17 protein-coding genes and 2 tRNA genes are annotated in these 19,004 nt (G+C 69.0%); 12 read left to right on the top strand and 7 right to left on the bottom strand.

The window, feature by feature from the left end; translation table 11 throughout:
• Positions 1 to 4 precede the first annotated feature (4 nt).
• The 3 genes from ACCD06_RS33340 (at position 5) to ACCD06_RS33330 (ending at position 4,428) form a co-directional block, all read left to right on the top strand.
• Entirely contained in the window at positions 5 to 808 is an 804-nt protein-coding gene (locus ACCD06_RS33340; RefSeq protein ID WP_136701127.1) for an ABC transporter permease subunit, read from the top strand.
• The gene (locus ACCD06_RS33335; protein ID WP_413346679.1) at positions 805 to 2,487 is read left to right on the top strand and encodes an ABC transporter ATP-binding protein; all 1,683 of its coding nucleotides are present in this window, start codon (positions 805 to 807) and stop codon (positions 2,485 to 2,487) included. The genes ACCD06_RS33340 and ACCD06_RS33335 overlap by 4 nt, the downstream gene beginning before the upstream one ends.
• 96 nt (positions 2,488 to 2,583) lie before the next feature.
• Positions 2,584 to 4,428: an ATP-binding protein gene (locus ACCD06_RS33330; protein ID WP_413346677.1), complete on the top strand. Its 1,845-nt coding sequence runs from the start codon at positions 2,584 to 2,586 to the stop codon at positions 4,426 to 4,428.
• Positions 4,429 to 4,532: 104 nt separating this feature from the next.
• Here the strand turns inward: ACCD06_RS33330 and ACCD06_RS33325 are convergent, their stop codons facing one another.
• Together ACCD06_RS33325 and ACCD06_RS33320 are read right to left on the bottom strand one after the other, a co-directional pair.
• Entirely contained in the window at positions 4,533 to 5,144 is a 612-nt protein-coding gene (locus tag ACCD06_RS33325; RefSeq protein ID WP_109153943.1) for a cold-shock protein, read from the bottom strand.
• 255 nt (positions 5,145 to 5,399) lie between these two features.
• Positions 5,400 to 5,897: a YchJ family protein gene (locus ACCD06_RS33320; protein WP_109153942.1), complete on the bottom strand. Its 498-nt coding sequence runs from the start codon at positions 5,895 to 5,897 to the stop codon at positions 5,400 to 5,402.
• A gap of 203 nt (positions 5,898 to 6,100) precedes the next feature.
• On the opposite strand from ACCD06_RS33320, the gene ACCD06_RS33315 reads away from it, so the two are divergent.
• The 4 genes from ACCD06_RS33315 (at position 6,101) to lhpI (ending at position 9,351) form a co-directional block, all read left to right on the top strand.
• Entirely contained in the window at positions 6,101 to 6,766 is a 666-nt protein-coding gene (locus tag ACCD06_RS33315; RefSeq protein WP_413346674.1) for a ribonuclease HII, read from the top strand.
• 89 nt (positions 6,767 to 6,855) lie between these two features.
• Positions 6,856 to 7,938 carry a site-specific DNA-methyltransferase gene (locus tag ACCD06_RS33310; protein ID WP_109153940.1) on the top strand — a complete coding sequence of 361 codons (1,083 nt, stop codon included), beginning with the start codon at positions 6,856 to 6,858 and terminating at the stop codon, positions 7,936 to 7,938.
• 88 nt (positions 7,939 to 8,026) lie between these two features.
• On the top strand, positions 8,027 to 8,410 hold the full coding sequence (locus tag ACCD06_RS33305) for a dihydroneopterin aldolase (RefSeq protein ID WP_413346672.1): 384 nt from the start codon (positions 8,027 to 8,029) through the stop codon (positions 8,408 to 8,410).
• A 35-nt stretch (positions 8,411 to 8,445) separates the two neighbouring features.
• A complete protein-coding gene (gene lhpI, locus ACCD06_RS33300; protein ID WP_413346670.1) occupies positions 8,446 to 9,351 on the top strand; it encodes a bifunctional Delta(1)-pyrroline-2-carboxylate/Delta(1)-piperideine-2-carboxylate reductase in 906 nt (301 codons plus the stop codon).
• A gap of 39 nt (positions 9,352 to 9,390) precedes the next feature.
• On the opposite strand, the gene ACCD06_RS33295 is transcribed toward lhpI, so the two are convergent.
• Entirely contained in the window at positions 9,391 to 9,969 is a 579-nt protein-coding gene (locus ACCD06_RS33295; RefSeq protein ID WP_109157604.1) for a hypothetical protein, read from the bottom strand.
• Positions 9,970 to 10,186: 217 nt separating this feature from the next.
• Between ACCD06_RS33295 and ACCD06_RS33290 the strand changes: the two genes are divergently transcribed.
• The 3 genes from ACCD06_RS33290 to ACCD06_RS33280 all read left to right on the top strand — a co-directional run bounded on the left by ACCD06_RS33290 (position 10,187) and on the right by ACCD06_RS33280 (position 11,280).
• Positions 10,187 to 10,262 (top strand) — tRNA-Asn (locus tag ACCD06_RS33290).
• 4 nt (positions 10,263 to 10,266) lie between these two features.
• Positions 10,267 to 10,343: transfer RNA gene (locus tag ACCD06_RS33285), tRNA-Asp, on the top strand.
• 190 nt (positions 10,344 to 10,533) lie between these two features.
• On the top strand, positions 10,534 to 11,280 hold the full coding sequence (locus ACCD06_RS33280; RefSeq protein WP_109153936.1) for a glucose 1-dehydrogenase: 747 nt from the start codon (positions 10,534 to 10,536) through the stop codon (positions 11,278 to 11,280).
• 29 nt (positions 11,281 to 11,309) lie between these two features.
• On the opposite strand, the gene ACCD06_RS33275 is transcribed toward ACCD06_RS33280, so the two are convergent.
• Both ACCD06_RS33275 and ACCD06_RS33270 read right to left on the bottom strand, forming a co-directional pair.
• Positions 11,310 to 11,873, bottom strand: a complete 564-nt coding sequence (locus tag ACCD06_RS33275) for a DUF3306 domain-containing protein (RefSeq protein WP_413346667.1) — start codon at positions 11,871 to 11,873, stop codon at positions 11,310 to 11,312.
• Positions 11,866 to 12,438, bottom strand: a complete 573-nt coding sequence (locus ACCD06_RS33270; RefSeq protein ID WP_109157602.1) for a DUF3305 domain-containing protein — start codon at positions 12,436 to 12,438, stop codon at positions 11,866 to 11,868. Before ACCD06_RS33270 ends, ACCD06_RS33275 begins: the two co-directional genes overlap by 8 nt.
• A 141-nt stretch (positions 12,439 to 12,579) precedes the next feature.
• On the opposite strand from ACCD06_RS33270, the gene ACCD06_RS33265 reads away from it, so the two are divergent.
• On the top strand, positions 12,580 to 12,999 hold the full coding sequence (locus ACCD06_RS33265; protein WP_136701118.1) for a hypothetical protein: 420 nt from the start codon (positions 12,580 to 12,582) through the stop codon (positions 12,997 to 12,999).
• Positions 13,000 to 13,006: 7 nt separating this feature from the next.
• On the opposite strand, the gene ACCD06_RS33260 is transcribed toward ACCD06_RS33265, so the two are convergent.
• The gene (locus ACCD06_RS33260) at positions 13,007 to 13,795 is read right to left on the bottom strand and encodes a phytochelatin synthase family protein (RefSeq protein ID WP_109157601.1); all 789 of its coding nucleotides are present in this window, start codon (positions 13,793 to 13,795) and stop codon (positions 13,007 to 13,009) included.
• Between the two features lie 266 nt (positions 13,796 to 14,061).
• Positions 14,062 to 17,214, bottom strand: a complete 3,153-nt coding sequence (locus tag ACCD06_RS33255; protein WP_413346664.1) for a carbohydrate-binding domain-containing protein — start codon at positions 17,212 to 17,214, stop codon at positions 14,062 to 14,064.
• Between the two features lie 391 nt (positions 17,215 to 17,605).
• On the opposite strand from ACCD06_RS33255, the gene ACCD06_RS33250 reads away from it, so the two are divergent.
• On the top strand, positions 17,606 to 18,802 hold the full coding sequence (locus tag ACCD06_RS33250; protein WP_413346662.1) for an AI-2E family transporter: 1,197 nt from the start codon (positions 17,606 to 17,608) through the stop codon (positions 18,800 to 18,802).
• Positions 18,803 to 19,004 lie beyond the last annotated feature (202 nt).

Here is a 19,004-nt window from a genome sequence, read left to right as displayed (position 1 = left end):
CCTGATGGCCGAGTTCGACCAATCGCCGCTTTCCCACCCGGTACCGCCGGAGCCGCCGCGCGCCGGCTTCGCCCGCCAGCTGTCCGGGGCCGCCGTGCTCGCCGCCCTGGCGCTCGCCTGCGCCGCAGCGCCGCTGATGGCGGACGGCAGCGCGGTCCACCGGCTGGACGCCGACCCGGTCGCCGCGGCGTTGCTCGACGGGCGGGGCAGCCTGTCCTTCGCGCTGCTGGCCGCGGTGCTGGGCGGGGCGCTGGGCATCGGCTGGGCGTTGCTGGCCGGGCTGCTCGGCAATCTGGTCGGCAACCGGGTGGAGCGGCGCGTCATCGCCGCCGCCCACCGCATGGCCGGCTGGCCGCTCGCCCTGCTGATTCCGTTGGCCGGCGGGCTGATGGGTAAGGTCTGGCTGCTGGCCCTGGTCACCGCGCTGACCGCCGCCCCGGCGGTTGCCGCCCTCGCCCATGCCGAGCTGTCGGCCCTGTTGCGGGCGGAGTTCCTGACCGCCGCCCGCGCCGCCGGCCTGCCGGAGGGCGAGGTGCTGCGCCGGCACCTGATCCCCAACCTGACGCGCCCGCTGCTGGCCGCCGGAACGCTGGCCCTGCCCCGCGTGCTGGCGGCGGAGAGTTTCGCCAGCCTGCTCGGCCTCGGCCTGCCGCCGGCGCTGGGCAGTTGGGGCGCTTCGGTCGGGCTGGCGGCGCGGCTGGGCGACCCGGTGGCCTTCGCCCCGCCGGCCCTGCTGCTCGCGCTCGCCCTCTGGGCCGCCTGCGCCATCGCCGACGGCATGCTAGCCATGAACAACCGCAAGTCATGAACCACATCTCCGCAAAGCCCGCGCCGTTGGAGACCGAGGCGCTGACCCTGATGCTGGGCGACCGCGTCCTGCTCGACCGCGCGAGCCTTCGGGTGGAGCGGGGGGAGGTGCTGGCCGTCACCGGCGGGGCCGGCAGCGGCAAGACCGCCCTGCTGGCGGCGCTCGCCGGCCAGGCCCCGGCCGGTGTCGACGTGGCCGGCGGCATCCGCGTCGACGGGCATCTGCTGATCGCCCAGGGCGGACGGCTGGCGCCGCGCCGGCCGCTGGCCCTGCAGGTGGCGGAGGTCGTCGGCCATCATTTGGGGCTGGATCTGCGCTCGGCGCTGCGCCGGACCGCCGACGGGCTGGACCGCATGGGCGTGCCCGCCGCCGCCCGCCGCTTCGACCTGCCGCCCGAACAGCTGCCGGACTCCCTGCGCTGGGCCTGCCTGTTCGCCATGGCGGTGGCGGTGGGGCCGGCGGTGCTGCTGGCCGACGCGCCGGCCGCCGGGCTGGATCCGACGGTGCGGCTGCGGCTTCTCCACCGACTGGCCGACTGGGCGCGGGCCGACGGGGTGGCGCTGGTCCTCGCCGGACGGCCGGAGGACGGGGTGGCCGGTCCCGCCGACCATGTGCTTTCGCTCCGCCGTGGCCGTCTGCTGCCGCCCAGGCCGCCGCGCACCGCCCCGCTGACGCCGCTGGAGCCGCCGGGCACCGCCCGCCTGCATGCCCGCGGCGTCGGCATGTCCTATCCGCTCTCCCCCGGTCCGAAGGGGGAGGCGCGGACGCTGGCCGTCCTGCATGACATCGACCTGGATCTGCGGACGGGGGAAACTCTGGCCCTGCTGGGCGAGATTGGCAGCGCCAAGGCGACGCTCGCCCGCTCGCTGCTCTGCCTGCCGCCGCCGACGGCGGGGGCGGTGGTGTGGATGGGCCGCGACCTGATGGCCGCCTCGGCGCCGCCGGCCGTAGGGGAGGACCCCGACAACAGTGGGCTGCGCCGTGCCCGCCGCGACCTGCAGCCGCTGTTCCCCGACCCGGCCGCGTCCTTCGACCCGGCCATGACGGTCGGCGCCCAGTTCGATCTCGCGCTGGAAAGCCTGCGTCCCGACATCGCCGCCGACCGCCGCGACCACCGCATCGACGAGGCGCTGGAGGAGGCCGGCCTGCGTCCCGAGGCGGCGCTGCGTTGGCCCTCTGCCCTGACGGTGGCGGAGGCGGCCCATGCCGGCCTCGCCCGCGCCATCCTGCCGGAGCCGCGCGTGCTGATCGCCGACGAACCGGCGGCCAGCCTGTCGGCGGAGGAGCGCGAGACCTTCCTCGACACGCTGATGGCGGTGCGCGACCGCCGCCGCCTGTCGCTGGTGCTGGCGACCGACCGCTATGACGAGGGGCTGCGCGACGCCCATCGCGGCATCGTGATGCTGGCCGGCCGGGTGGTGGAGAGCGCCGACGCCGAGACCCTGCGCACCGCGCCGCTGCACCCCTACAGCCGCGCGATGCTGGCGGCCTCCCGTGGCGAGCGCCCGGCGCTGGAGGGCGATGCGCCGTCCGCCTTCGGGCAGCCGGCCGGCTGCCCGCTGCGCCGCCGCTGCCCGCTGGCGCGGGAGTTCTGCGCCCAAGCGGTCCCGGCGCTGGAGGAGGTGGCGCCCGGCCACCATGTCGCCTGCCATTACTGGGACACGCCGACGGACGGGTGAGCCGCCGGCCTCAACGGATGGCTGTTTTCATGCCATTGTGCTATCCTTCCACGACGCGACAGATCCCTGTCCGGAACACCCGCCGCCGGGGAGTCGATGCCGTCCCTGTCCGCCACGATGCCCGCCTTGCCGGACCTGACTCTGCTGACCGGCCTTGCCACGCCGCTGTGGCTGGTCCGGGCCGAGGATGGCGGCGTGGTCTGGCTGAACCGGACGGCCCGCAAACTGCTCGACCCCGACGCGATGGGCGGAACTCTGCGCATGACGCCTGCCGGACCGGCGCCGACGGCGGCCGCCGAACGCGCCGTGACCATCCGCCGCGCCGACGGTGAAGCGCTGTCTCTGACCGTGCGCATCGGCCCTGTTCCGGGGTGCGATTTCGTGCTGGTGGAGGCGCCGGCCGATCTTGCCGCCCGGCAGGAGGTGGCGCGGCTGAACGAACAGCTGGTCGCCCTGTCCTACGCCTATCCCGATTTGCGCTTCGAGCTGCGGCGCGACGGCAGCATCCTGGACTTCGCCGCCGGCAGTCCCGCCGATCTCGGCATCCCGGCACAGCGCTTCCTGAACGGCCGCATCCAGAAGGTGCTGCCCGAAGCCACCGCCGCACCGCTGGTGGAGGCGCTGGAACGGGTGGCGGCCGGCGCCGCAACCGCCAACCCGACCGCCAGCGTCGTCATCCGCCTCCCGGTCAATGGGGAAAACGGCGGGGAAAACGGCGGAGAGGGGGGCGCGGTGTTCGAGGCCCGGCTGGTCGCCCTTTCCGACGACGGCGACCGCATCCTCTGCATCCTGCGCAACATCACCGGCCGGGCACGGGCGGAACAGCGGGCGGAGCGGGCCCACCGGCTGCTGCTGGACGCCATCGACAGCATCGGCGAGGGCTTTGTCCTGTATGACGCCGACGACCGGCTGGTGCTGTTCAACAGGCGCTACCGCGACCTGAAGATCTCCAACCCCGATCTGGCACAGCCGGGCACACCCTTCGAGAGTCTGCTGCACGACGGGATGCGGCGCGGCCTCTATCGGATCCCGCCGGAACGGGCGGAGGACTGGATGGCCCGGCGGCTGGACCTTCACCGCCATGGCGGCCCGCCGATGGAGGTGCAGCTGGCCGATGGCCGCTGGCTGCGGATCGAGGAGCGGCGGACCCGCGACGGCGGGACCGTCGGCCTGCGCACCGACATCACCGACCTGAAGGCACGGGCGCTGGAGCTGGCCGCCGCCAACCGCCGCAAGTCCGACTATGTCCATCACCTGAGCCACGAGCTGCGCACGCCGCTGACCGCGGTGATGGGCTTTGCCGAGATCCTGCGCGACCAGCTGCTGGGACCGCCGGGCAGCCCGCGCTATGGCGAGGCGGCAGCGCAGATCGTCGCGGCCGGCGACTATATGCTGGAGTTGATCAACAACCTGCTCGACCTCGCCCGCATCGAGGCCGGGCGGCTGGAGCTGCACGAGGAGGATTGCCCACCCGCCCTGATCGTCGACGCCACCCTGTCGATGATGGCGGCGCGGGCCGAGCGGTCGGGTGTGGCGCTGTCGGCCCGGCTGCCGGCCGATCTGCCGGTGCTGTGGGCCGATCCGTCGCTGGTTCGGCAGATGCTGACCAACCTCGTCGGGAACGCCCTGAAATTCACCGATCCCGGTGGCCATGTGACGGTGTCGGCGGAGCGCGACGCGGCCGGCAGCCTGATCCTGGCGGTTGCCGACGATGGACGCGGCATGCCGCCGGAGCGCATCCCGCAGGCGCTGACCGCCTTCGCCCAGATCCATGACCCGACCCGCGACCGGATGACGGCAACGCAGCACGGCTCCGGCCTCGGCCTGCCGCTGACCGCCGCGCTGGTGGAGTTGCATGGCGGCGGCATCACCGTCGACAGCGCGCCGGGACGCGGCACCACGGTGCGGCTGCGCTTCCCGCCGGAGCGGGTGAGGCGGTAGGCGCGTCCGCGCCCATCGGCCGTGCCCAAGGAAAAAAGACCAAGAAAAAACCCCCGCTCCGGTTGGAGCGGGGGTTTTTTCACATCACAACGACCGATGAGAGATCAGGCCATCTCGATGCGCTGAGCCTCGGGACCCTTGGCGCCCTGGCGGATGGTGACGCGGACCTGCGCACCGTCGTCCAGACCGCTGATGCCCGACCGCTCCAGCGCACGGATGTGCACGAAGATGTCCTTGCCGCCGGTGGACGGGGCGATGAAGCCGAAGCCCTTCGACACGTTGAACCACTTCACCGTGCCGTCGACGGTTTCGCCGCCTTCCGAATCGCCGTAGCTGTCGGCGCCGTAGCCGCCGCGGCTGCCGCCGTAGCTGTTGCCGCCGCCGTAGCCGCCGTCGTTGCCCCAGCTGTCACGCTCGCGCGGGGCGCGCGACGGACGGCTCGGAGCGGCGGTCGAGGTGTCGACCGCGTGGATGGTGGCGACCTGCGGGCCCTTCGGGCCGCGCGACAGGTCACAGGTGATGGTGGCGCCTTCGGGCAGGCTGTCGTGTCCGCAGAACTGCAGAACCGTGGAGTGCAGGAAAGCGTCGGGCGACCCATCGTCGGGGGTGACGAAGCCGAAGCCCTTGGTGGCGTTGAACCACTTGACGGTGGCGCGGATGTCGCGCTGGGTGATCTCAGGAGCGCGGAAGGAAGAGCGCTGCGGACGGTCGAACATCAGTTATCGTCTCATCTGTCGTGTTAAACCCCATCCCGGCAAGAACCAAAGAAGGGAGACCCGGAACAGGGCCAGCGAAGGATGATCGGTTCCGACCCATAATTCAATCGTCATTGCGCGATTCGACCCTGCGCGCACAACAAAAACACCGCCGCCGCCCAATCGATGGGCGGGGCGGGGCGATTTCGCCGAATTTGTGCAGGTGCAGCGTGACGATTCAGCCGCGACTCAGGGCCGACCGTCAGGCATGCAGGCTCACGCGCCGTGGCACTTCTTATATTTCTTGCCGCTGCCGCAGGGGCAGGGATCGTTGCGGCCGACCTTGGGGCCACTGCGCGGACGGGCGCCCAGCTGGCCGTCGACATAGTACCAGCGGCCGTCCTGATGGGTGAAACGGCTGGTCTCGTGGTGGGTCATCGGCTTGCCGTTCATGCTGAACCGGGCGACGAACTCCACGATCCCGTCGCTGTCGCCGGGCTGGCCGGCTTCGGTCGAACGGATCTCCACGCCGGTCCACACGCTGTTCTTGGCCCAGGTCTCGATCTCTTCACGGTTGAAGTCGTCGCGGGTGCTGGGCAGCAGCGTGTCGTGCAGGTAGTCGATGTTGCCGGTGGCGAAGGCCGAATAGCGCGAGCGCATCAGCGCTTCGGCCGTCGGGGCGGGCATGCCGGCCAGATAGGGACCGCAGCAGGCATCCAGCGGCTTGCCGGAACGGCAGGGGCATTCGGCGGCGGTCTGGGTCGTTTCGGTCATGGCCTGCTTCTCGGGTGATGGCGTGGCGGGTTGTGGCGTGGTCCGGCTTTCACTGATCCGGCAAATCGGGGCGCATCCATAGCGCAGCCGCGCTTCGCTTCTCAAGAACTTGGTTGAGGCAAATGGGCGCGGCCTTGCGCCCGGACTCCGCCGCCGCTATCAAGCGGCCCCATCCCGTCCCCTCTCCGGAAGGCCGCACGCCGATGCCTGCCAAAGCGCCCCGCAAAGCAGCCGTTCCCCGGCAGCGGCCCGACCTGTCGCTGGAGGCCGGCTTCGGCCCCGGCCGCCGCGTCTGCGGCATCGACGAGGTCGGGCGCGGCCCGCTCTGCGGCCCGGTGGTCGCCGCCGCCGTGGTCTTGGCCCCCGAAGGCCTGCCGCCGGAGATCGCGGCGCAGATCGACGACAGCAAGGCGGTCACCCGCCGCCTGCGCGAGGAGATCGAGCCGGCGATCCGGTCGCATGCGCTTGCCTTCGCCATCGCCGAGGCGTCGGCCGCCGAGATCGACGAGCTGAACATCCACAAGGCGACGCTGCTGGCGATGAAACGGGCCTATCTGGCGCTGCCCGGCGCGGCCCCCGACGCAGCGCTGGTGGACGGAAAATTCACCCCCGACATCGCGTGCGAGAGGGTGGCGGTCGTCAAGGGCGACAGCCGCAGCCAGTCCATCGCCGCCGCCTCTATTCTCGCCAAAGTGGCGCGCGACAGCGAGATGTTGCGGTTGTCGGTGCTGTATCCACACTATGGATGGGACCGAAACGCCGGCTATCCGACGCCCGAGCATCTGGATGCGCTGACCCGCCATGGTGTCACGCCGCATCACCGAGTCAGTTTTGCACCAGTGAAACGGCAAAAGGCACTAAGCGGCTGACCCGCCGTCACTTGGCAAAGAAAGCTGTTGACGGCGACTCGGCCGCGACTCATTGTCCGGCCGAGTCCCAGTTCTTTGCCGGTCGTAAAATGCTCCCTGAAAACCGTATCCTGGTCGGCGATTGCATCGCTCTCATGAACGATCTGCCGCCCGCTTCGGTCGATCTCGTCTTCGCCGATCCGCCCTACAACTTGCAGTTGGGTGGCGAATTGCTGCGGCCGAACCACACCCGCGTCGCCGGGGTGGATGACGAATGGGACAAGTTCGACGATTTCGAAGCCTATGACCGCTTTACCCAGGACTGGATGACGGCCGCCCGCCGCATCCTGAAGCCGGAAGGCTCGCTGTGGGTGATCGGCAGCTATCATAACATCTTCCGCGTCGGCGCCACGCTGCAGAATCTGGGCTTCTGGATTCTGAACGACATCGTCTGGCGCAAGACCAACCCGATGCCGAACTTCCGCGGCACCCGCTTCGCCAATGCCCACGAGACGATGATCTGGGCGGCCCGCGACAAGGACGCGCGCTATCGCTTCAATTACGAGGCGATGAAGAACCTCAACGAGGATCTTCAGATGCGCAGCGACTGGCTGCTGCCGATCTGCAGCGGCGGTGAGCGCCTGCGCGACGAGGAAGGCAAGAAGACCCACCCGACGCAGAAGCCGGAATCGCTGCTGTACCGGGTGATCCTGTCCTCCTCCCGTCCCGGCGACGTGGTTCTCGATCCCTTCTTCGGCACCGGCACCACCGGCGCGGTCGCCAAGCGGCTCGGCCGCAAATGGATCGGGCTGGAGCGCGACGACACCTATGTCAAGGCGGCCCAGGCCCGCATCGACGCGGTGGAGGAAGCGCCGGAGGCTGCCATCCTCGACACGCCGCCCAAGCGCAGCGCGCCGCGCATCCCCTTCGGCTGGGTGGTGGAGCGTGGGCTGCTGCGCCCCGGTTCGACCCTGTTCGACCAGCGCCGCCGCGTCGCCGCCCGCGTGCGCGCCGACGGCACGCTGATCGGCTCCGGCCCGCGCGGCGACCATCGCGGCTCGATCCATCAGGTGGGTGCGGCATTGGCCGGGCTGCCGGCCTGCAACGGCTGGACCTTCTGGCACTATGAGGAGGGCGAGGATCTGCGCCCGATCGACGTGCTGCGCGAGCGCATCCGCTCGGAGATGCACTGAGTCCGCCCCAGACCTGTCCGTCCGGCATAGGGGTTGACGGGGACGGCGGCTTGGCAGCGGTGGCGCCGCCGTGTTAGGGCTGTCGCCCATGAACAAGCTCTTCGCCACCGTCACCGCCCCGGTGCCGCGTTCGGCCCCGGCGGCGCTGTCCACCCGTTGTTTCGTCCGCGATCTGGTGATGGACGCGCTGATCGGCGTCTATGCCCATGAACGGCTGAAGCCCCAGCGCATCCGCCTGAACCTCGACCTCGACGTGATCGCCCCCGGCGTCACCGGCGAGGACATGGCGACAATCGTCAAGGGCGTGGTCACCCAGGGCCATGTCACGCTGGTGGAGACGCTGGCCGAACGCATCGCCGAGTGCTGCCTCGCCGACGCGCGGGTGACGATGGCCAAGGTGCGGGTGGAGAAGCTGGACGTCTTCCCCGACGCCGCCAGCGTCGGCGTGGAGATCGAGCGCGCCCGCGCCTGACCGTTTCCCACTCATCGAAGAGGAAGCCGCCTCCCGTGTCGTCTCTCGCCGTCCTCACCGCCGAACAGACCGCCGCCCGTCTTCCTTTCCCAGCATTGTGCGACGCGGTGGCCGCAGCCGCCCGCGACTATGCCGCCGGCCGCATCACCAGCCCGGAGCGGCAGGTGCTGCCGCTGCCAGACGGCGGCGTGCTGCTGTCGATGCCGGCCACTGCGGCGGACATCGCCATCCACAAGCTGGTCAACGTCAATCCCGGCAACGGCGCCCGCGGGTTGCCGACCATCCATGGCGTGGTCAGCGCCTTCGACGCCCCGACCGGCGCGCCGCAGGTGATCCTGGACGGCCCCACCGTCACCGCCCGCCGCACCGCCGCCGTGTCGATGCTGGCGATCCGCACGCTGGCCCCGGCGCCGCGCCATGTCGCGCTGCTCGGCGCCGGCACCCAGTCGGCCGGCCATGTGGCGGCGCTGGCATCGCTCTACCCCGGCATCCGCATCGACATCCACAGCCGCAGCCTGGAGACGGCCACGGCCTTCTGCGCGAAACAGGACGGGCAGGGGGTGGAGTTGCGGCCGATGAGCGGTCCGGTCGATCCGGCGGCCGAGGTGGTGATCGCGCTGACCACCAGCCTGTCCCCCATCTATGACGAGACGCCGCGCCCGGACCGCCTGCTGGTCGGCGTCGGTGCCTTCAAACCGGACATGGTGGAGTTCGGCCCGACTGCCGTCCATGGCAGCGAGCTGTTCGTCGACGATCCCGCCGGCGCCCGCCACGAGGCCGGCGACTTCATCCAGGCCGGTGTGGCGTGGGAGAGCGTCAAATCGCTGGTCGATGCGCTGGACGGCCGCGCCACGCCGGGTCGCCCGCGCCTGTTCAAGAGCGTCGGCTGCGCCGCGTGGGATTTGGCGGCGGCGCGTTGTGCGCTGGGGCAGGGCGCTTGACCGCGCCCCTCACCGCCACCCCGATCACCGCCGCCCCAATTACCGCCGCAGCGGCACCGCCCGCTTGACCAGCCGGCGGTCCATGTCGGCCGCGGCCACCGTCGGCTCGCCCAGGCTGCGCATGACGAAGGCGAAGGTGTCCATCACCCGGTCCAGCACGATCTCGTTGTCGTCCGGGCGACGGCTGACCGACACCACGGCATAGCCGGCGGCGCGGGCCACCGCCGGTTCGCCGCGCAGACCGCGCACGCCCCAGCCGGCCAGCGCATCCTTGCAGCGGAACAGCTCGGCAGAGAAGCCGCCGGCCGACTGGGTGCGGCCGACCACATAGGCGGCGGCGACCGCCAGCGGCGCCAGCAGCCCGTCCCAGTCCAGGCAATCCTCCCGACCGACCCAAACCCCGCCGACCGAGCAGGCGGCGGCGCCGATCGCCTCGCCCAGCCCGGCGCGGAAGGCGCGCAGCGACTCAACCGCCTCGGCCGCCGGCATCGGTTCCACCCGGCGCCCCTCCGGCATCAGCATCAGCCGGCCCGCCCATTCCGACGAGGGCGGCAGCTGTTCGGTCAGGCGCGCGAGCAGCGCCTCGCGGGCGGCGGCGAAGGGGACGACCTCGGACATCGGGGCCTGCGGCAATGGTGGGGTGGGGAGGCGAGAAGAAGCCTGAGAAGCCCCGAACTGTCAAGAGCAAGCCTGCGCGTCGGCAACCCATGGCTGCGATCCGTATGCGTTGTCACAGACCAGGGGCGCGAAATCGGCCTCTTCGGGAAAAAATGCGAATCTTTGCGTTTTTCCGCTTGCCAGGATTCGTCATCGGCCATATAAGGCGGGCCTCCGTTCCCGGTTAGCTCAGTTGGTAGAGCAGCGGACTGTTAATCCGCTTGTCGCTGGTTCGAGTCCAGCACCGGGAGCCATCGCGCGGGTGTAGCTCAGTTGGTTAGAGCGCCGGCCTGTCACGCCGGAGGCCGCGGGTTCAAGTCCCGTCACTCGCGCCATTTTCTCCTATATCTCCCCAATTCGATGTAGCGGATGATGGCGACTGCCCCACCGGGCGGCTTCGCGCTATCATGCGTTCTTCGCCGCGTCCACGATGCGGCCGATGGCGCCGGTTCCCTGTTGTACGGAGTCCGCGCGCCGAACGGCCGCGCGCATCTCGGACCGCGAATTGCCGGGGAGGAACCGCTCATGCGTTTGTCTGACAAGGTCGCCGTCGTCACCGGCGGGGGATCGGGCTTCGGCGAGGGCATCGCCCGCCGCTTCGCCGCCGAAGGGGCTCGCGTCATCGTCGCCGATCTGGACGAGGCGGCAGCCGGCCGCGTCGCCGACAGCCTGGGAGAGACGGCGCTCGCCGTCCGCGCCGACGTCGCGGTGGGGGAGGATTACGAGGCCATCGTCTCGGCGGCGCTCGGCGAGTTCGGCCGGCTCGACATCCTGGTCAACAATGCTGGCTACACCCACCGCTACGGCTCGATGCTGGACGTGGACGAGGCCACCTTCGACCGCATCTATGCCGTCAACGTGAAGTCGATCTATCACAGCGCCATCCACGCCGTACCGGTGTTCCGCAACCAGGGCGGCGGCGTGATCCTGAACATCGCCTCCACCGCCGGGCTGCGGCCGCGGCCGAACCTGACCTGGTACAACGGCTCCAAGGGCGCGGTCATCACCCTGACCAAGTCGATGGCGGCGGAACTCGCGGCCGACAATGTCCGCGTCTGCGCCATCGCGCCCGTGGCGGGCGAGACCGGCATGCTCCACCGCTTCATGGGCCAGGACACGCCGGAACGCCGCGAGCAGTTCCGCAGCAGCATCCCGCTGGGACGCCTGTCGACGCCGTCCGACATCGCCAACGCGGCGCTCTACCTGTGCTCCGACGAGGGGAACTTCCTGACCGGCGTGTGCCTGGAGGTGGATGGCGGGCGGTGTATTTGAATCTTTATCGGGGAGGTTAGACCCCCACCCTAACCCTCCCCCGCTGGGCGGGGGAGGGAACTCCGCCGCTCTTCCGAATCAGCGGCCAATCCCCCTCCCCCGCCCAGCGGGGGAGGGTCGGGGTGGGGGCAAGTGGCTCCGTCAGCCTGCATTTCCGCCACCACCTCCTCCTCACCCACCTCTTCCTCCTCCCGCTTCTCATCCGGCAGCACGGCGTCCAGCAGGCGGGCGATGTCGTCGGTCGGCAGCAGGGCGCCATAGCCCGGCGCGTTGTAATCCCAGTCATACTCCGCAAAGCCGCGGAACCCGGCGATGACCGGATCGCTCGTCCATGCCTTCCTCAAGGCCTGGCGGCGCAACTCCGCCGGGACGCCGGGGCGGAGGAAGCCGGTGTAGTCGCTGCCGGAATCCAGACTGTCCAGCGAGGGCAGCTCCGGCGCCTCTTCCTCGACGGCCTCGGCCGGTTCTGCCGACGGCATGGCGGGCGCCTCCGGCACCGCCGGTTCGGCGACGGGATGCTCCGTCCGCGCCTCGCGCTTCAGCCGCGACCAGCGGCCGAGGAAGCCGGTCTCCTCCTCCACCCGCTCAGCCATGCTGCGGACCCCCGGTGCGGCGGCGGAGCGCCAGGGCTTCCGGGTCGGCGCGGTCGCGCTTGCGCTTGTGGAAGGGGCGCTCGACATAGTGGCGGGCGACGAAGCCATCCATCCACAGCACCAGCGGGATCGGCAGCGGCAGCGCCTCGATCACGTCGTCGCCGGCTTCGGCATGGGCATCGATCTCGCCGGGGTCGGCGGTGACGGCCAGCAGCCGGATCCCCGGCGCCGGCCCTCCCGGCCGCAGGATGACGTAGGCGCTGGGGCTGCCGCCGTCGAGGTTGTGCTTGTAGTTCTCGGCCTCGGTCGGGAACAGGGCGATCTCGGCAGTGCCGGCATAATGGCGCGTCCAGTCCGGCCCTTCGGCCAGCACGCTCCAGTCCGGCAGGGTGGGGTCGGCCGGGACCAGCATCACCGGCTGCCAGCGCGCCTCGATCCAGGGATTGTCGACGCGCCGCCGCTCCACCACCACGCCGACGCTGCGCCGTTCGGCACGGTCGGACGGCGAGGCCGGCGCCGTGGGGTTGGAGATGGAGGAGCGGGAAGACGGGAACTCGCTGGGCATTGTCGGTGTTCCTGATGGGCTGGGACCGGACGGCCGAAGCCGGACTCCGTCCCCGGTACAACGCGCCAACGGCCGATTGGTGCCACCGCACGCCGTGCTCCGACGGATTCCCCCGACGGTCGCCCAAAGGAAGGATGCGCCATGCGCAAGATCGCCGCCGCCCTGCTCCTGTCGGGGCTCTTGTCCGGCCTGCCGCTGCTCGGTGCCGCCGCGCAGCAGGCGGATCAGCAACAGCCTCAATCAGGACAAGACGGGGCGGCCCCGGTGGACTCAGGCTCGAAGGAGTCGGCCGGCGACGCCCTCGCGCGCGATGCCGGGGTTCAGAAAAGCCAGGATCCCCACCCCACGCCGCAGGGCACGAGGCCGCCCAATGCGTCCAGTTCCGCCGCGACCGGCAGCAGCGAATTGCAGCAGGCGCTCGCCGCCGTGCGCAGCGCGCCGCCCGACCTGAACGGCACCCCGGTGCCGCGCCCGAACCAGTGGGCGAGCGAGCCCGATCAGCCGAGCGAGCCGACGCGATCGCAGAACCCCTCCGACCTGACCAGCCAGGAGGTGAAATAAACGGAGGTCAGCCGGACACCCGGCGGCTGCGGATGCGGATCAGGCCGCTGCCCTCCGGGTCGGCGCGGTCCGGCTTCAGCATGGCGTCCAGCAGCCGGGCGTCGCTGGTCCAATAGGGCACGTACCAGTTGCGGTCGGGATCCATCACCAGCGCCCGCTTCGTCGCGGCGTCATAGGCGCCCAGCGGCGCGACGTGGCCGACGCCGACATCGCCGGTCAGGGTGCCCTGATCGAAGGCCAGCAGGATGATGTCATCGGCGCTTCGCTCGTTCCCGGCCAGGATGCGGCGCAGTTCCGCCAGCGTGGCGGGAGAGGCGTCGCGCGGGCGCCAGACCTCCACCTCCGCATCGATGTTGTAGGCGGCGAGGCTGCGGCGGACATAGTCGATCAGCTCGCCGAACGAGACGCCTTCGCCATCCTCGGCGGTGGCGGCGCGCCAATGGTCGTCGTCCAGCCGGTCGAGCAGCTGCTTGCCCGTCACCAGCCGTTCCGAGGCCAGGGCGGGCAGGCCGCGCAACGCGTTCAGCATCATCGTCACGCTGGCCAGCGAGCAGGAGGCGCCGGTCGTCTGCGGCACGTAATAGGGGCTGAGCGCCCAATAATCCGGCGCTGCGGCGGTGCGGACATAGTCGCTGGCGCGGGTGATCGGCACCGCGTCCGGGCCGAATTTCGGCTTCAGCTCCTCCAGCGCCCAGGCGGTCGACGCCGTGGGCGGCGCCATGCAGGCGGTCCACAGCAGAAGGCCGCTTCCCAGGATTTTCGCCAAAGTTCCCGCGGTCCACGTCGCTTGCGTCATCGGAAAACGGTCTCGGTCCATCTGGTCTGAAAGGAAGAGGCGCCCCGATCCGTCGCCGGGGCGCGGCCTGCATATGGTGCGCTGCAGTGCGGGGGCCAAGCAGCGCAACGTTCGAAGCGGAGTCCCACAAACGCAGTTGGGCGGAGCCCGCGCCGCCCGATCATCGAGCGAAACAGGCTCCGCCCGTGGAGCGAAACAGGCCCCGCCCATGCCACGGGTCCGGCGCGTCGAAGGCGTACCCCCGATGCGCCGCATCCGGGCCTTGGTCAGACAGCGTCCCAGAAATGCTCCAGCCCGACATGGGCGACGCCCTCGGCGCCCATCTTCGCCCAGGCGAGGTCGTGGATGCCCATGGCGAAGGCCGGCGAGGACGCCTGCAGGGAATAGTCGCCCCAATAGGCGTTGGTGAACATCGGCTTGCCGACCACGTCGTGATCGCCGTATTTCGGCACGTTGTAGACGAGGTTGTTGTCGATGACGAAGTCGTTGGCGCTCAGCAGCTCGGTATAGTCGTCGAGCGGCAGGGTGCCCATGACCACGTTCTTGGTGATCGTGTTGTTGTGCGGGTCGCCGGCGGTGCCGTGCACCGGCTGCCATTCGATGCGGATGAAGTCTTCCTTGTTGCTGGCGATGACCGAGAAGTTGTTGGTCACCACGTTGTTGTCGCCGCCATGGATCTGCACCGAGGCCCAGTCGGCATCCTTGATGAAGTTGTCCTTGACGGTGATGCCGCCGGCCATGTCGTCCAGATAGATGCCGAAGCCCTTCTGGCCGTACATCCAGGTATCCTGCGCGCTGGTGGCCAGACCGTTGGCGTGCTCGATCCAGTTGCCCTGGATGACCATGCCGGTGTTGGCGCTGGACCGGCCCAGAATCTCGATGGCGCCGTCGTCGGCGGTCTCCAGCCCGGTGTAGGAGATGTGGTTGTACTGGATGATGTTGTTGTGGTTCACCGTGTTGGTGGTGCCGCCGTAATCCTTGAACGAGATGCCGTAGCGCGCGCTGTGGTCGATGTCGTTGTTGGAGATCAGGTTGTTGTCCACCCCGGTGCCGATGATGCCGGCCACCGCCTTGCGCACTTCGCCGATGTTGCTGATCGTGTTGGCATAGATGCTGTTGCCGTTGCTGCGGCCATCCATCTCGATGCCGTTCTCGGCCATGTGGTTCAGCGTGTTGTGGGCGATCTGGTTGTTGGACGATCCGGCGGTCAGCTTGATCGCCGAGCCGACGTTGAGGAAGCTGTTGTCGCTGATGTGGTTGCCGTCGGCATTGGTCAGCAGCAGGGCGTCGCCGCCGGTGGTGGTGTTCTTGAAGGTCAGCCCGTCGATGGTGACGTCGCTGGCGCCGTTCAGCTTGACCAGCGTGCCCAGCCGCGGCACCTCCACCCCGCTGGAGACGAAGCCGGAGCTGGCCGCCTTGTAGAGCAGCTTGCCGTCGGTCGACCGCCACGCGAACTCGCCCGCCTGATCGACGTAGGACGCGTTGTTCAGCAGCTTGTAGGTGGTGCCTTCCGCGAAGGGCAGGGAGGCGCCGTTCTTCAGCATGATGGTGCGGGTGGAGGCGTTGAAGCTGGCGATGCCGGTCAGCGTGTCGCCCAGCCGTTCGGCGTCCATCACCTGGATCAGCGTGTTCGGCTGGATGTCGGCGCTGGTCACCTCGGTGCCGTGGGAGCGGATATACCAGCCGCTCGGGCCCCCCGAGGCCGCATCGGCGAAATGCCAGCCGCTGGTGACGTCGGCGGCGTCATAGGCGTACTTCTCGGCCAGATGCTGGCGAACGTCGCCGACGATCAGGTCGAGGTTGCTGGCGCTGGCGAGCTTGGCCGAATAGAGGCCGTTGCCCTCGCTGGTGAAGCTCTTCACCACCTCGCCGCCGCTCAGCACCGGCTTCTCGCCGGGATAGTTCTGGAAGCTGTGGCCGTTGTCGAGCGAGGTCAGCTCCAGCGTCTTGGTCAGGTGATAGGTGCCCTCGCGGACATAGGTCGTGTCGATAGTCGAGCTGGACCGCATGGCGGCCTGCGCCTTCTCCAGGCTGGCGAAGGGACCGTCGGTGCCGTCGGCGTTCGGCGCCGCCAGCTTGCCGGACCAGCTATCCTTGCCGTTGGCGGCGACATAGAAGGCCGGCTTGGTCGGGGCGGTCGGGACCGGGGTCTGGTTGATAGGCGCGTCGCCGAACAGGTCGGCGCCGGCCTTGACGTTCAGGGCGCCGCCCCAATAGAGCCCTTCCTGGCCCTTGACCACGTCCTTGCCGTCGACGGCGCCCTTGTCATAGGTGACGATGCTGTCGGTGGCAGCGACGGTGTGGCCGTTGATGGCGACCGACTTGACGAACAGGTTGCGGTCGACGCCGTTCACGGTGGCGTCGTTGTCGTACCAGACCTGGACGGTGTGCGCCTTGGTCGGGTCGATGTTGGCGGTGAATTTGTAGGCGGCGGTGGTGGCGGCGGCCTTGGCATCGCCGATCACCTGACCGTCGACCAGCAGCTTGAAATGCGCCGCCTGTCCGCCAGCCGAAATGCCGTAGGCGTTGACGACGATGTCCACCGCCTTGCTCGGCGGCGGCGGGGGCGGCGGAACATAGGCGCCGCCGAAATACTCCTCCGGCACGCCGAAGGTCAGGGCGCCGCCCCAATAGAGGGCCTCCTGGCCGCCGACGACATATTTGCCGTCCACCGGGCCCTTGTCGTAGGACGCCATGCTGGAGGTCGAGGCGATGGTCTGGCCGTCGATGTTGATCGACTTGACGAACAGGTTGCGGTCGACGCCGTTCACGGTGGCGTCGTTGTCGTACCAGACCTGGATCTTGTGGGCCTCGTTCGGGTCCACCTTGGCGGTGAAGGTGTAGTCGGTGGCCGAGGTCGCGCTGACCCAGGCGTCGCCCACCACCTGATCGTCCACCAGCAGCTTGAAGTGCGGGGCCTGCCCGCCGGCGCTGATGCCATAGGCCTTGACCTTGATGGTCGTGGTCATGCTGGCGGCGGTCTCCGCATCCGGGGAGGTGGCGGCGGAAGAGAACAGCGTGGCGGGCAGCGGCACGTTCAGCGCACCCGGCCAGTACATCTCGGTCTGTCCGCCGATGACGTTCAGGCCGTCGATTTTGCCGGTGTCGTATTTGACCGACGGGTCGATCGACAGGATGGTGCTGTCGTTCACCTCGAAGGACTTGACGAACAGGTTGCGGTCCACGCCGTTAACCGTGTCGTCGTTGTCATAGACCAGCTGCAGCGCGTGCGCCTTGTCGGCCGGCACGTTGGCGGTGAAGACGTAACGCGACTGGGTGGCGGAGGAGACGGTGGCCTCACCGATGCTGGTACCGTCCAGAAGCAATTGAAAATGCGGCCATTTTCCATCGGCGGGCGTGCCCCAGGCATTGACCGCGAAGGTGACCTGGATCGTGCCGTCGGTGTTGGTGGTAGCCATTTTGGAACTCCGCTTTATGGGTATCGCCTTGTTCCGCAGGCTCGTTCGTTAGCCTTAATCGGGTACTAACACTTATGGTTAGGAAATTATGAATGAGGGGGTTTTCCGTGGCAGGATTGAGACAAAAAAGGGATATCGCCCCTCGGCCATGAATCAGTCAAAAATGGAACTTTGATGATGCTGCGAAGGCGCAGCTAACCGACCGGCAGATTTTTCCCACTTAACTTGAGCTTGGCCGTTCCTGTTCGATGGAGCTGTTGCGAAATAAGCTCAATTGCCGATCTTTTTTGATTTTTTGACTTGGCTCTTTCGAGCTGGTCGCGACGGGAAGGCCCATGGAGTGAATGGAACCGAATGCCCCCGTGGCGCGTCTAGCACGAGCATCCCGACGATGCGGAGCGAAGCGGCGGAGGCGGCGGGCGTGGACGGCGGAACGGATGGCGGGCGGTGGGATGACGGCCGGGAACCGGGAGGAGGACGGGGAGGGGCGCGCATCGACCGCGTCAATCTCGCCCTCTGGCTGCTGGGCGTGCTGGCCGCGGCGGCATCGCTCTGGGTGCTGCAGGCGGCGGCGTCCATCCTGATCCCGCTGGTGTCCGCCTTCTTCGTCGCGATCGCGGTGGCGCCGGTCGGCCGCTGGGTGCGCGGGCGGGTGCCACGCCGCCTGTCCTGGCTGGGGCTGACCGCGTCGATGCTGCTGATCCTGGTCATCCTCGCCGCCTTCTTCGGCAGCATGGCCCTGGTGACGCAGCGGGTGGCGGAGGATTTCCCGCAATATGCCGAAGCGCTGGGCAAGCTGTGGGCCAAGGCGAACCACTGGTTCCAGGGCGCCAAGGCCGACCTGACATCGGCGCAAGGCAGCCAAGGGGCCGGGCAGGGGGCCGGGCAAGGGGGCGAGGTTCCTGTCGACCCGATCACCGAATTCGCCAAGACCGCGCTGGCGTCCGCCGGACAGACGATCTCGACCTTGGTGCTGACCGTCTTCCTGTCGCTGCTGATGCAACTGGAGGCGCCGGTCTGGCGCGAGAAGATCGTCATCACCCTGGGCCGCGAGCGCTGCCGCATGGCGGTGGAGGCGGTGGCCGCCATCGCCCAGCAGTTCCGCCGCTATCTGGTGGTCAGCAGCATGCTGGGTCTGATCACCGGCGCGCTCTATATCGGCTGGCTGTCGCTGTTCGGCGTCGATCTGGTTCTTCTGTGGGGCTTCCTGGCCTTCCTGCTGAACTATGTGCCGGTGGTGGGGTCGGTGGTGGCCGGCGCGCTGCCCGTCCTGCTGGTCGTGGCGACGCAGGATGCCGGCACCGCGATGGCCGTCGCCGCCGGCCTGCTGGTGATCGAGCAGGTGATGGGCAACTTCGTGGCCCCGCACATGCAGGGCAAGCAGCTGGCGATCTCGCCCTTGGTGGTGATGATCGCGCTTCTGCTGTGGAGCTGGCTGTGGGGAGCCGCCGGCGCGCTGCTGGCCGCCCCGATGGTGGTGCTGATCGCCATCACCCTGAACCACGCCGACGCCCTGCGGCCCTTCGCCATCTTCATGAGCGACAAGAGCGATCGCGAGCGCTTCGACGCCCACACCCATCCGGAGTGAAGGGGCGGCGCCAAGTTGCGGCGCCCAAAAACACATAAGCGTAATTATGGAAAATATATCGCGTCTTCAAAACAACCATAGCGCGTAAGCTACATAGATACGGCTTTTAAACTTGCGTGTTGGCGACGCACAGCCATCTGTGATAGACGTATTTCAAAATTAAATCCGTTTTCCGTATCATGCCTGTCTCTCCTTGCACGCC

It is taken from the genome of Azospirillum sp. CT11-132, assembly GCF_047302835.1.
Taxonomy (GTDB): Bacteria; Pseudomonadota; Alphaproteobacteria; order Azospirillales; family Azospirillaceae; genus Azospirillum.
The sequence above is the reverse complement of the archived record's forward strand: the minus strand, read 5'-3'. Positions and strand labels throughout refer to the sequence as shown.

Coding starts and splice junctions, on each gene's coding strand:
- ACCD06_RS33315 (WP_413346674.1), top strand. CDS start 6,101: ATGCCTGCCAAAGCGCCCCGCAAAGCAGCCGTTCCCCGGCAGCGGCCC.
- ACCD06_RS33325 (WP_109153943.1), bottom strand. CDS start 5,144: ATGTTCGACCGTCCGCAGCGCTCTTCCTTCCGCGCTCCTGAGATCACC.
- ACCD06_RS33340 (WP_136701127.1), top strand. CDS start 5: ATGGCCGAGTTCGACCAATCGCCGCTTTCCCACCCGGTACCGCCGGAG.
- ACCD06_RS33295 (WP_109157604.1), bottom strand. CDS start 9,969: ATGTCCGAGGTCGTCCCCTTCGCCGCCGCCCGCGAGGCGCTGCTCGCG.
- ACCD06_RS33255 (WP_413346664.1), bottom strand. CDS start 17,214: ATGGCTACCACCAACACCGACGGCACGATCCAGGTCACCTTCGCGGTC.
- ACCD06_RS33280 (WP_109153936.1), top strand. CDS start 10,534: ATGCGTTTGTCTGACAAGGTCGCCGTCGTCACCGGCGGGGGATCGGGC.
- ACCD06_RS33330 (WP_413346677.1), top strand. CDS start 2,584: ATGCCGTCCCTGTCCGCCACGATGCCCGCCTTGCCGGACCTGACTCTG.
- ACCD06_RS33275 (WP_413346667.1), bottom strand. CDS start 11,873: ATGGCTGAGCGGGTGGAGGAGGAGACCGGCTTCCTCGGCCGCTGGTCG.
- ACCD06_RS33265 (WP_136701118.1), top strand. CDS start 12,580: ATGCGCAAGATCGCCGCCGCCCTGCTCCTGTCGGGGCTCTTGTCCGGC.
- ACCD06_RS33260 (WP_109157601.1), bottom strand. CDS start 13,795: ATGACGCAAGCGACGTGGACCGCGGGAACTTTGGCGAAAATCCTGGGA.
- ACCD06_RS33335 (WP_413346679.1), top strand. CDS start 805: ATGAACCACATCTCCGCAAAGCCCGCGCCGTTGGAGACCGAGGCGCTG.
- ACCD06_RS33270 (WP_109157602.1), bottom strand. CDS start 12,438: ATGCCCAGCGAGTTCCCGTCTTCCCGCTCCTCCATCTCCAACCCCACG.
- ACCD06_RS33250 (WP_413346662.1), top strand. CDS start 17,606: ATGCGGAGCGAAGCGGCGGAGGCGGCGGGCGTGGACGGCGGAACGGAT.
- ACCD06_RS33310 (WP_109153940.1), top strand. CDS start 6,856: ATGCTCCCTGAAAACCGTATCCTGGTCGGCGATTGCATCGCTCTCATG.
- ACCD06_RS33305 (WP_413346672.1), top strand. CDS start 8,027: ATGAACAAGCTCTTCGCCACCGTCACCGCCCCGGTGCCGCGTTCGGCC.
- ACCD06_RS33320 (WP_109153942.1), bottom strand. CDS start 5,897: ATGACCGAAACGACCCAGACCGCCGCCGAATGCCCCTGCCGTTCCGGC.